10 protein-coding genes are annotated in these 13,061 nt (G+C 32.9%); 6 read left to right on the forward strand and 4 right to left on the reverse strand.

The features are described from left to right. Window positions 1–50: 50 nt before the first annotated feature. Complete coding sequence (locus tag DW269_RS07050) at window positions 51–1,319, reverse strand: O-acetylhomoserine aminocarboxypropyltransferase/cysteine synthase family protein (protein ID WP_117459138.1); 1,269 nt, start codon at window positions 1,317–1,319, stop codon at window positions 51–53. A 125-nt stretch (window positions 1,320–1,444) separates the two neighbouring features. On the opposite strand from DW269_RS07050, the gene DW269_RS07055 reads away from it, so the two are divergent. The 3 genes from DW269_RS07055 to DW269_RS07065 are packed head-to-tail and all read left to right on the forward strand — an operon-like array spanning window position 1,445 to window position 4,314. After that, on the forward strand, window positions 1,445–1,762 hold the full coding sequence (locus DW269_RS07055; RefSeq protein ID WP_022425350.1) for a single-stranded DNA-binding protein: 318 nt from the start codon (window positions 1,445–1,447) through the stop codon (window positions 1,760–1,762). Window positions 1,763–1,810: 48 nt separating this feature from the next. Then, complete coding sequence (locus tag DW269_RS12620; RefSeq protein ID WP_158546334.1) at window positions 1,811–3,400, forward strand: Cof-type HAD-IIB family hydrolase; 1,590 nt, start codon at window positions 1,811–1,813, stop codon at window positions 3,398–3,400. A 47-nt stretch (window positions 3,401–3,447) separates the two neighbouring features. Further along, complete coding sequence (locus tag DW269_RS07065) at window positions 3,448–4,314, forward strand: DMT family transporter (RefSeq protein ID WP_117459139.1); 867 nt, start codon at window positions 3,448–3,450, stop codon at window positions 4,312–4,314. An 18-nt stretch (window positions 4,315–4,332) separates the two neighbouring features. Here the strand turns inward: DW269_RS07065 and DW269_RS07070 are convergent, their stop codons facing one another. Further along, window positions 4,333–5,676 (reverse strand): MATE family efflux transporter, encoded by a 1,344-nt coding sequence (locus DW269_RS07070; protein WP_117459140.1) that lies wholly within the window; start codon window positions 5,674–5,676, stop codon window positions 4,333–4,335. A gap of 139 nt (window positions 5,677–5,815) precedes the next feature. Between DW269_RS07070 and DW269_RS07075 the strand changes: the two genes are divergently transcribed. After that, entirely contained in the window at window positions 5,816–7,042 is a 1,227-nt protein-coding gene (locus DW269_RS07075; protein ID WP_117459141.1) for a hypothetical protein, read from the forward strand. 45 nt (window positions 7,043–7,087) lie between these two features. After that, window positions 7,088–7,873, forward strand: a complete 786-nt coding sequence (locus tag DW269_RS07080) for a Nif3-like dinuclear metal center hexameric protein (protein WP_117459142.1) — start codon at window positions 7,088–7,090, stop codon at window positions 7,871–7,873. Window positions 7,874–8,290: 417 nt separating this feature from the next. On the opposite strand, the gene DW269_RS07090 is transcribed toward DW269_RS07080, so the two are convergent. Together DW269_RS07090 and DW269_RS07095 are read right to left on the reverse strand one after the other, a co-directional pair. Continuing rightward, complete coding sequence (locus DW269_RS07090; RefSeq protein WP_117459143.1) at window positions 8,291–11,143, reverse strand: DEAD/DEAH box helicase; 2,853 nt, start codon at window positions 11,141–11,143, stop codon at window positions 8,291–8,293. Between the two features lie 74 nt (window positions 11,144–11,217). Then, complete coding sequence (locus DW269_RS07095; protein ID WP_117459144.1) at window positions 11,218–11,607, reverse strand: (deoxy)nucleoside triphosphate pyrophosphohydrolase; 390 nt, start codon at window positions 11,605–11,607, stop codon at window positions 11,218–11,220. 442 nt (window positions 11,608–12,049) lie between these two features. Here DW269_RS07095 and DW269_RS07100 point away from each other — a divergent pair, with 442 nt between their 5' ends. Beyond that, a complete protein-coding gene (locus DW269_RS07100) occupies window positions 12,050–12,871 on the forward strand; it encodes a Cof-type HAD-IIB family hydrolase (protein ID WP_117459145.1) in 822 nt (273 codons plus the stop codon). The last annotated feature ends 190 nt before the right edge of the window (window positions 12,872–13,061 follow it).

Consider the following 13,061-nt stretch of genomic DNA (forward strand, 5'->3'; position numbering starts at 1 on the left):
AAAGCAGAAATAAATTCTGCTTTCAGGGCTGTTCACTTGAACAGTCTTTTTTAATACTTTAATGCTTCTTCGATATCCTTAATTAAGTCTTCTGGATTTTCTAAACCAATAGATAAACGAATAAGTGTTGGATCAACACCTGCTTCTTTTAATTGTTCATCTGTCATCTGACGATGTGTATGGCTAGCAGGATGTAAAATACAAGTCTTTGCATCAGCTACATGAGTCACAATGTTAATAAGTTGTAGGTGATCCATGAAAGTCACTGCTTCTTTCTTATCACCCTTTAAACCAAAGCACATAACACCACATGTACCATGAGGCATATACTTCTTAGCTGCTTCATGATATTTATCATCTTCTAGTCCTGGATAGTGAATCCAAGCAACTTTTGGATGATTCTTTAAGTATGTAGCGACTTTTAAGGCATTTTCACAATGTACACGCATACGTGCTGGTAATGATTCAATTCCAATATTTAATAAATAACTATTAAATGGTGAAGGAATAGATCCTAAATCACGCATTAACTGTGCAGTGGCTTTAGTAATATAAGCTGCTTTACCAAATCTCTTTGCATAAGTGATTCCATGGTAACTATCATCTGGAGTAGTGAGTCCTGGGAACTTTTCTGAATGACTCATCCAGTCAAAGTTTCCACTATCAATAATAGCACCACCTACACCAGATGCATGCCCATCTAAATATTTAGTTGTAGAATGAGTCACAATATCAGCTCCCCATTTAATAGGCTGACAATTCGCAGGTGTTGCGAATGTATTGTCTACAATTAAAGGGACACCATGCGCATGGGCAATAGATGCAAACTTTTCAATATCTAATACTTCCATTGTAGGATTTGATAATGTTTCTCCAAACATACACTTAGTATTCTCTTTAAATGCTGCATTGATTTCTTCTACAGATGCATCCTGATTAATAAAAGTTACATCTACACCCATTTTCTTCATAGTTACTGAAAGTAGGTTATAACTACCTCCATAAATATTACCAGAAGCAACAACATGTCCTCCTGCTTCACAGATATTAAAAATCGCAAAGAAGTTAGCTGCCTGTCCTGAACTTGTCAACATACCAGCATAGCCACCTTCCATGCTTGTAAGTTTAGCTGCTACTGCATCATTTGTAGGGTTCTGTAAACGTGAATAGAAATAACCATCTTTTTCTAAATCAAATAACATACCCATTTCTTCACTTGAATCATATTTAAAAGTAGTACTTTCATAAATTGGTAACTGTCTAGGTTCTCCATTACCAGGCTTCCAGCCTTCATGGATTGCTTTTGTTTCTAATTCCATATAATCTCCTCCGTTTTTAAACATTATATACCATAAGGGTTGTAGGGAATTAAACTTTTTTTAAAAAATCTTAAGTAATTTCTAATTGTTTTAGGGAATAAGTATATAGAAGGAGGAATAAAAATATGAATGAAGTTAAATTACAAGGTCAGATTACATCTGATCCAGAAGTGAAAGAATCTAGAAATGGAATACTTAGAGGTTCTTTCTTACTTACTACGAAAGGAGGAACTGAAGATAGACCACGTTATGATTATATACGTTGTGTGATCTGGGATGAGAAAGCACAGTATGTTGTAGACCACTTTGAAAAGGGTCAGTCTGTGTCTATTGAAGGAAGTGTTAGAGGACGCTTTTATCCAAATCGTTCAGGAACAACTTCATATGCTATGGAAATTTATCCAGAACATATGGTATGTGAAGACTCTAACTATTCATTCTAGAACGTGCATGTTCATGCGTGTATAATGTATCTTGAAAGTGAGGGGTACATGATGAATAGAAAATACTTTTTCTTTGATATTGATGGGACTTTAGCTGTAGGTACACCAGGAGATCAGTATATTCCTGAATCAACACAATATGCTTTAAAACAGCTAGAAGCAGAGGGTCATTTTATTGCGATCGCGACAGGTAGAAGTTTTGCCATGGCACATGATTATATGCATGAATTAGGTTTTCATAATATGATCAGTGATGGAGGGAATGGAATTACTATTGATGATCAGTTGATTGGTATTGAACCATTGGATTACCAATTATGTCTTGATTTAATAGATGAATGTGAGAAGAAGGGTTTGATATGGGCTTTTTCTCCTGACAACAAAACAAGAAGACTTGCACCAGATGATCGTTTTTATGAGTTTACTCATGATATTTATATGAAGACAGAAGTGGTAGAAGGTTTAGATCCACGTGATTATGATCAAATCTATAAGGTATATATTGCCTGCTTCAAGGGTGAAGAAGAAAAACTAGAATCTTTAAAGAAGTTACCTTGGTGTCGTTTTCACAAGGAATACTTGTTTGTAGAACCAGGAGATAAGAGCAAGGGTATTAAACGTATGGTGGAACATCTTGGTGGTGATGTTAAGGATGTTGTCGTATTTGGTGATGAAAAGAATGATTTGTCTATGTTTATTCCAGAGTGGACAAGTATTGCGATGGGTAATGGTATAGATGAATTAAAGAAGAAAGCAACCTATGTGACTACTGATGCCGACAAGGATGGTATCTACAATGCCTGTCTGCATTATGGATGGATCAAGGAAAGATATCTTCTAGCACTTGATATGGATGGTACACTTCTAAAGTCTGATAAGACAATTTCGCCAAATACATCAGCTTCTTTAAATGAAGCAAGTAATAGAGGACAGAGTATTTGTTTATGTACAGGAAGAGGGCTGGCAGAATTAAAAGACTATGAAGGTGAATTAGATTTCTGTGATTATGGAATCTTATTAAGTGGATGCTTGATCTATGATTTTAAGAATGATCAGCCATTAGAAGTTCATTCTTTTGATACAGATGTATTTACACAGATGATGGATGTTGTGAAGAAAGAGGATGTGATGTTGTATTTACTAGATTCGTCGCATTCTATTGCCTCTCAAAAAGATGTAGAGAATATGCCTTACTACAATATGGCTATTTATCAATCTATGTTTGAAAGCCGTGCATTTATTGTAGAGGATATTTATGAATATGCAGAAGTACATAAGGATGAAATCCTTAAGTTCTGTTTATATAATCCAAGTGTTGATGCAATGAATCAGCTTTTAAAGAAACTAGAAGTATTTCCAGTCAGCTGTGCTGTGGTAGAAGAAACAGCTATTGAAGTCACACCTTTAGGTATTACTAAAGGAGCAGGACTTGAATTCCTATCATCTTACTTAAATATCCCTATTGAAAATACAGTCATGATGGGAGATAGTGGAAATGATATTGAAGCATTCCAAAGTGCTGGTAAAGCAATAGCGATGGGGAATGCGACAGAAGAAATTAAGAAATTGGCTACTGAAATCACATTAGATAATGATCATGATGGAATAAAAGTAATCGTAGATAAATATCTTTTGTAAGTAGAGATGATTTCGTGTAGAATACCCCTTTGTAGGAGGGGGAAATCATGCGTTATAAAAATCATTTTTTACTACTACTTACAGCCTTCATCTGGGGCTGTGCCTTTGTAGCACAAAGTGCAGGTATGGATTATGTAGGACCATTTACTTTTACTGCCTTACGTAGTTATTTAGGTGGACTTGTTCTATTACCACTTATTTATTTCTTTGATCATACAATGAACTTCAAAGATAAGAAATTATGGGCTGGTGGAATTGCCTGTGGTATTGTATTAGGTCTAGCAAGTGCCCTGCAGCAGTTTGGTATTCAGTATACAACTGTAGGTAAAGCGGGATTTATTACAGCACTTTATATTATTGTTGTACCATTCTTTAGCTTATTTTTAGGGAAGAAGTTAAGTCCTAAGATTGGTATCTCTGTTGTCCTAGCAGTGATTGGTCTTTACTTATTATGTATGACAGGATCTCTTTCTTTAGGTAAAGGTGACTTATTAGTATGTGCATGTGCCTGTGTATTCGCATTACATATTCTTGTGATTGATCACTATTCACCTTTAGTAGACGGTGTAAAGATGAGCTGTATTCAGTTCTTCACATGTGCATTATTAAATACTATTCCTATGTTTCTATTTGAAGATGTATCTATGCATAATATCATGACAGGATGTGCACCTATTCTTTATGCTGGATTATTGTCAAGTGGAGCAGGGTATACATTACAGATTATTGGACAGAAGGGTATGAATCCTACAGTAGCTTCTATTTTGTTGAGTATGGAGTCTGTATTCTCAGTACTTGCAGGATGGGTGATCTTAGGTCAGAGTCTTACAATTAAAGAAGGATTGGGCTGTGTACTTATGTTTATTGCGATTATTATTGCACAGTTACCAGATAAAAAAACCATTCAGAATTAAATTTCTGAATGGCTTTTTTTAGTTAAAAGCTTTTTTTCTTAGGATTATATAAGTAATAAGATGGGCTGCTGCAGTAACAACCCATGTTACTGGATATGATAAATAAATAGAATTAAGTGTATGGAAATATTGGAAGATAGTAAGAATCCACAGGACTCTTAGTCCACATGCACCTATTAAAGATACAATCATAGGAATAGTAGAATAACCTAAACCTCTTAATGAACCAACTATGACATCCATCCAGCCACATATGAAATAAGGGACACATATATATAATAATCTTTCATGACCATAGGCAATAGCTTGTACATCTGTTGTATAGATGCGAATGAGTTCATCCGCAAAGAAGTAGACAAGATTACCTAAAACAAGTCCTACAACCGTGACTATTCCAATACATAATGCAAGGACTCTATCGACTCTCTTTCTATCATTAATACCATAGTTCTGACTTGTGAAAGTGACACATGCCTGATAGATGGCATTCATAGACTGATAAACAAATCCTTCAAGTGATCCTGCTGCGGCATTACCTGCCATCGCAATAGAACCAAATGAGTTAATAGATGACTGAATCAGAATATTAGAAATAGAGAAGATAGCACCCTGTAATCCTGCAGGTAAACCAATTTTGAATATCTTAATCACTTTATCTTTATGAAACTTTAAAGCATGAATATCTAAATGAATGACAGTACTTGTTTTCATTAAGCAGTTAATAATAAGAATTGAAGAAACAAGTTCAGCTGTAAATGTTGCAAGTGCGACACCAGCTACATCCATCTTGAATATAATAACAAATATTAAGTTTAATATGACATTTACAACACCCGCTACAATAAGGAATATAAGTGGTCTTTTTGTATCACCAATAGCTCTTAGTATGGCAGCACCAAAGTTATAAAGTGCAACAAAGGGCATACTTACAAAATATATACGTAAATAGGTTGTTGCAAGATTGATAACATCATCAGGTGATCCCATCGCTTCTAGAATTATTCTTGCACATGTCACACCAATAATCGCAAAGATCAAACCAAAGACAATTGCGAGTAGTATGGCAGAGTGTACTGTTTCATGGGTATCTTTGTCTCTTTGTGAGGCAATAAAACGTGCAACTAGTACATTGACCCCAACGGATAAACCAATAAATAAACTCACTAATAGATTGACAACAGAAGATGTAGAACCTACTGCCGCAATAGAACGTGGCCCAGCAAACTGTCCTACCACAATAACGTCTGCTGCATTAAATAATAACTGCAAAATCCCTGAAAACATCAATGGTATAGAAAATATTAAGATCTTACCAAGTAATGGACCGTGCGTCATATCCATTTGATATTGATCTTTCTTCATGAAATCCCCTCCTCATGACTATAGTCTAACATAATAGAATTAAAGGTGTTGAGAAGTTTCAAAATGAGTAAATGAAAGTAACACTTTTTTTTTAGAGAACCATTCGTTATAATTGTTTTGGAAAGAGGGGAGTGAAAAAATGATATTTCACGAAGTTGAATTATCTCATACAAAAGAAATTATGGATTCATATGAAGTGAATCCTATTATTGCGAAATATGTAGAACATAGAGGCTTCACAAAAGAAGACTATGAAGCACTCAACACACCATTCTATTATAATTTTACAGATTTAGAGAATGGTGAAACAGCATTGAATCTCATTAAAGAAGCATGTGCTTCTAAGTCTAAGATTCATATTTGTATCATGAGTACAGAACTACATCATTTATTAGAAAGTGCAATGATTTTCCTAGGTGTCTTAATGGCTAAAGGGAAATCAGCTTTTGAATTCTTTGATGGTCCTCAGGATGATTTTGGTCCTGGTCTTCATATTATCTTAGGAAATCAGTTAGAAGTAAGAGATGGTGACAATGTATATCCATTAGTACCTGGTGGTCACTATAAGGATGAAGATGTTGCACAGAGTTTACTTGTATTACAGCTTATTAATACATTACTTGGTAAAGAAAATCAGTATTTAGCTTCTCTTGCAGGTATTGGTATTCAGGCTGAAGGAGTTCCTCTATGTGACTCTAACCGTTATCATTTAAAGAAGACTTTAGGTTTATTAAATGACTGTCGTTTTGATGCGATTGAGTTTGTTGCTTTAACACCTAAGACAAGACAGAAAAACAATATGCGTCAAAGAGAATTCAAGAAGATATATAATGAAAGTGTTATGTCTGGTTCTATCACAAATAAGATGGCACATTATCTTAGTTCCTTAAATAATGCGAAGAAGATGGTTAAGTACCTTATTTATGGCTGTCCTGGTACAGGTAAGTTCCGTTCTGTTGCACCTATTGCGGATGAAATCAATGCAGGATACTTTATTAGTGATGAATTCCACGATGATGATCGAGTAAGAGATGTGATTCCATTAGAAATTTCAGACTTATCTAAGACAAATATAGAAGAATACTTACAGGTATTATCACCATTTGGAAATGGGCAGGAAAAGACTCTTATCTCTATTGAAGGTCTAGTCATTCATGAAGCACCTGTAAAAGATTATTTTGATCATATCAAGTTAAGTTTCTTTATTCCTAATGTAGGTGGTATTGATACAATCATCTATAATCCAAACTATAAAATTAAGCAGTTTAAACAGGGTCAGAAAGTAAAGATTGTAGGTACATTATCTATTAATGACTTTACTAGCCTTATGACAATTAACGCAGTACAAGTAGACATTCTTGATTAAGAATGTCTTTTTTTGTGTATAATTATAAGAAAGGAGTAGATACATATGACAATAAGAGACATCATAGACTTATTAGAGTCACAAGGTGAATGGGTGAATAGAAACTGTACAAGAGATCGTATATTGTTTGGGGAGGATCAAACAGAAATAAGTAAAGTAATAACATGCTGGGTAGCGACTAATAAAGTGATTCAATATGCAATAGAACATGATATACATTTCATTATTTCACATGAGAATCCATTCTATCTCGCATCTACATCGTTACCTACACTTATATATAAAGCACAAAAAGAAAAAGAAGCATTATTAAAAGAACATGATATTACAATCTATAGATGTCATGATTTATGGGCTGTCTATCCCGAATATGGCATTAGAGATAGCTGGGCTAACACATTGGATCTCAATTTTGAAGAATCACATGATCATTCTTACTATAGATATACAAATGATATTAATATGACTGTAGAAGAATGTGCACAACATATTATTAATAGAATAAAACCTTACCACCAGCAAGGTATAGAAATCATAGGAGATAAGACTCAAATAATACATAGATTAGGCATAGGTACAGGGGCTTGTACAGATGTATTTGAAATGTATGAAGAAGGTGCAGATGCATGTTTAGTCAGTGATGATGGTGTAAGTAACTGGATAGGTGTCCAGTGGGCAGTAGATCATGATATTCCACTTATAGTGATTAATCATATGACATGTGAAGCACCAGGTATGGAACATATGGTAGAGTACTTGTCTAAACAGTTCCCAGAAGTGACATTTACTTTTGTATCTAATGATTATGGTATATACCATATGGATGAATAAGCATTTTTAAGCACGAATTTGATAAAAATGAAGTATAAAAACAATTCATGATATGATAACTGTAAGGGAGGAATACGATGAATTGTTTTTTTTAATGTCTTATTTTTATTTATTAATAATTCAGAAGTACGTGATATCAATTACTAGATTGCCTCAGGACTATTAGAGAATGGACATGAACTAGATTATCTGACAATCAATGAACTTGCAGAAAGATGTTTTGTTTCTACTTCTAGTTTAAATCGATTCTTTCGGATTTATGGATACAATAAGTATATGATCTTTAAAGCATTATTCTCTAGTATTCTTAAATCAGAAGACTATGAAAGACGCATAGATATGTCATGTTAAATACCCTCCTATATGTATTCTATTAGAGAATTAGATAGGAGGGTAGTAGGCACTTTTAGGTAAGTATTAGGAAAGGATGTAATCGTAGATGTCTGATCTAACTGGTTGATCTAGATGATAGTAGATTTCGCATACTGGCACATCGTTAGCCATTGTGGTCTCTTCTATTTTTGAAATATAGACTTCACCCAAATAATAGAATTCTTTTGAAGCAGCATCGTCTTTATTTTTTCTAATAAACAAATAGATATTCGTTTTATTTTCTGCTGCTTTCACAAATTTTTCCATACCTGGATTAGTGATTCTAACATTGCTTTTAGACATAGCTACAAAGTTTTGTGCATCGATAAAGTGATCGGCATATTTCTGAGTATCTACAACAGATTCATCTTTATCATAATTAATAAATACTGGAAGGGTATTTGTGCGTATATCATAGAAGTATCCACCAATATTTAATGGTACAATATTCTTTTCCCAGTTAAGTAATCGACAAACATCTTCATATGTATACTTAGAGTATAAACAGAAATCGGTATTCTTATATCTATTAGAATACTCTTTTTTATTTTTATCAATTGCATATTCAATGACTTCCATTACTTGATTCTTAAAATCTTCATTATTAAGTAACTTTAAGAACTGTGGTGAAGACTCAAAATTTTCATCTAAGAAGACTGCTTTTTCAAACGTCTTTTTACTTGACCCTGTCATGAAATTCTGAGACAGAATATTTGAAATGGTTTCTATACCTACATCTGGTAATTCAATTTTATAATCACTATTTAAAGTTTCTTTTAAATGAGTGAGAAGATTTGTTCTTTTATTGATGATTAACTTTATAGCCTCTAATTCTTCTACACGCTTACCGGAAGAAAGTTTAGATGAAATAAACTGAAGATATTTTTCCTCTAAAGTACTAAAGTGAATATGATAGTCTTTTTCATATTTAGATAAGAAGGTATGATAACAACCTAGTGATTTGTTTTGGAACATTAATTGAACATCAATGGCACCATATTGTTCGAATTCTTTTAAATGAGGAATTCTACCTAGCTTTTCTTTTAACTGTTTATAAGAGTCCTTAATAAGTCTTACCTGTGTGAAGTTTGCTGCATCGATAGATTGATAAATTCTCTTTTCTGTAATTTGATCAAACTGAATAGTAGAAGCACCAGGTGTAATAAGTGAACCTTCACATACAAACTGTCTTAATGAGTCCTTGTTGTAATTAGTTTGTCCTGATAAAGCAACAGGGATTAAGAAGTTCTTTTCATAATTACCAATAAAATCAATAATGACAACGTATTCTTTAGAATCATTCTTTCTTAAACCACGTCCTAATTGTTGCACAAATACGATTGCTGATTCAGTAGGTCTTAACATAACAACTTGATTCACTTTAGGAATATCAATACCTTCATTAAAGATATCAACCGTGAATATATAATCTAATGAATTCTCATCATTAGATTCTAAAGAATCAATTGCTTTTTGTCTCATCTCTTCAGAAGAGTCGCCAGTTAATGCAATTGTTTTATATCCTCTCATATTAAATAGCTGAGAAAGCTTTTCACATTCATCCTTGCGACTACAGAAGATTAAACCATGAATACGATCACCGCTATAACCATATTCATTGATTTTTTCTATAATATAATCTACTCGTAATTCTGATGTAAGAATATTGAATTCTGATTTATCATCAATTTCGATTCCATCGATAGTCATATCTGTTATTCCATAATAATGGAAAGGACAGAGTAGGTTATATTCCATAGCTTGTATTAATCTAATTTCATAAGCAATATTATGATCAAACATTTCATATATATCAAAGTCATCGCTTCTTTCAGGTGTTGCAGACATACCTAATAAAAACTTTGGTTTAAAGTAATCGACAATATCTTGATAAGATTGTGCACCGGCACGATGTACTTCATCTATAATAATGTAATCAAAAGCATCTCTATTAAACATTTCTCTATATTCTTTTTTATGAATTGTTTGTACAGTAGAGAAGATAAAATCTGAATCAGTTTCTTTTGTGTTTCCAGAGAAAATTCCCATAGATACATTTGGAATTAAATATTTGAAGGAACGCAATGCTGCTTCTGCGATATTTCTCCTATGAACAACAAATAATAATCTTTTTGGTTTAAAGCGTCTTACATCAAATGCAGATAAAAAAGTCTTACCAGTACCAGTTGCTGATATAAGAAGAGCTTTATCTTTATTATTATCTCTTAAATTCTTTAATGATTTTAAAGCTTCTTCCTGCATTTTGTTTGGCTTTATTGTTTTTGAACTTTGTGCTGAAGTAGGACGAACAGGTTTCACATAAGTTTCTTTATAACTTTCAATCCATTCGTTTGTTAGAGGTGTAGATAATTCCCATTGAATATCAAATTCATTTGAAACTTGTGAAGCAAGTTCACCGTTTTCGTGAGATGTGAAAAATAAGTCCCACTCCTGATTTGATTCTAACGCTGTTTGAGTTAAGTTTGAGCTGCCTACAATAATGTCACGATGGTCTCCTGTATGGAAAATAAATCCTTTAGGATGGAAACCACAATGTTCTTGTTCAAATATTCTTACTTCTATGTTAGTAAAAGAAAGGAGTTGCTTAAACATTTTAGGAGCATTAAAACCTAAATAGGTAGATGTAATAATACGCCCTTTGACACCTTTCTCTTTTAAATTTAATAGTATCTGCTTTAAAACGGCAAGTCCGGATTCACTAATAAATGCAACTGAAAATTCAAAATAGTCACATTCTTTTAATCTTTTAGTGATTTCAAATGCGAGATTCATTCTTCTTTTATAATCGTTGAAAAATAATTTAGGTCTTAAATCCTTGTTAGAAGGAAAAGACTTATCAATAAAGCTTGTACGCAATGCTTTGTTTAATTCATCCATATAGAATAACTCCTTTAATACGAAAACTAATACAATTATATCATATGTTTGAAATAAAAAAGAAACCAAACGTGTTAAGCTTGATTTCTTGCAATTAGTTTTTCAATAATTTGTAAGTCAGCTGGTACCCATACAACATCTTCTTGCCCAGGAATAATCCACTTACAATCTTCATGTTCTAGCAATTCATAATGATTATCTGGAATATGGCATAAGAAGCAATCCATTTCTAATATGAAAGTAGGGTAATCATAGTGAACATGCATAAAGAATTCATCTACGATTAAATGTGCGTTCATTTCTTCTTTTAATTCTCTGATAAGTGCATTTTCAGGAGTTTCACCCGGTTCGATTTTTCCGCCAGGAAATTCATACATTCCTTCAAATTCACCATAACCTCTTTTTGCAATCATGATTTTATCATCTTTACAGATAATAGCTGCTACTACATTTATTGTTTTCATTTGATACATCCTTTCATTACGTGTCTATTTTATCACAAATGAATAGAATTTCAAAAATACGGTGTGCTTATTATATATGGATATTCTTTTGAAAAAACTTATGTAACAATTGTGTTTAATGAAGTAAAATTATAAAAATGATTTGAAATATAATATTAGATTAGTACTGAAGCTTAGTATTAAATAATAAGGGTGCCTTAACTATAATTTTATTGTTCATAAACGTTGATGATATCAATTTACCTAAGAGGTAAATTTTCAATTCCGTTGTGAAACAACTATAACCTATTACAACAAATGGACTACAATGTCATTACAGTATGGGAATGGTTAGGACAACAGGGGAACTAGATAGTTCCTCTTTTTTGATATTATGAAACTGCTCATATTTGTAGGTTACATTGTGATAGAATATGATACATATAAAAGGGGGATTTAAAACATGTATAAATTAGTCGCATTTGATATGGATGGTACACTTCTTAATAGTGAAAAGAAGATTTCAGATAAAACAGTAGAAGCTATTAATAAGGCCATAGAGGCAGGTAAGACTGTAATACTTAATACAGGAAGATGTCCTGCAGAACTTAAGGAGTATAGAGAAGTATTGCCAAGACTACGCTATGTGAATTGTGTCAGTGGCGCACTTGTCTATGATTATGAAGAAGAAAGAAGTATCTATGAATCACCATTAAGTGAAGAAGAAGTCAAAACATTGATTCAAATTGGTAAGGAAACAGATGAGATGGTTCACTTAATGGGAATTACATCTGTAGTAGAAAAAGACAAAATACCACATATGAATGATTATTATATGGGTGTCTACCAGCCGATGTATGAAGAAGTCACTACTAAAGTAGATAACATCTATGACTATTATGTAGGTAATCCTTATTCAGTACATAAGCTTAACATCTATCATCATTCAAAAGCTGCAAGAGATCACACAAGAAAAGCAATTAAAGAAGCAGGACTTGAATTGGAGATGAAAGATTCAGAAGCAACAGGTTTAGAAATGAATGCGAAAGGTGTAGATAAAGGAACTGGATTAAAACAATTATGTCATCATTTAGGTATTTCTATTGAAGAGACTATAGTAGTAGGTGATGCAGATAATGATAAGGAAGCATTAGAAACTGCAGGTCTTGCAGTTGCAATGGGAAATGCGAAAGAGAGTATTAAAGAAATCAGTGATGTAATTGTATCTGATAATGATCATGATGGATGTGCTGAGGTTATAGAGAAGTATTTACTTGAGGAGTAAATACTTCTCTTTTTGCTATAATTGAGCTATAAAGAGCATTAGAGAAATAATACTAAAATTAATTGAAATCAAATTATGCAGCGCAGAAGGGCTAAAAACTCTATTTAGAAATAAATTTTGAATAAAATTCAAAAAAATGCTTTACAAGTGTTGGAATATTGGGTATTATAGACAGGCAGTCCGGGAGACG

The organism is Catenibacterium sp. AM22-6LB (genome assembly GCF_003435615.1).
In the GTDB taxonomy this organism is placed as follows: domain Bacteria; phylum Bacillota_I; class Bacilli_A; order Erysipelotrichales; family Coprobacillaceae; genus Catenibacterium; species Catenibacterium mitsuoka_A.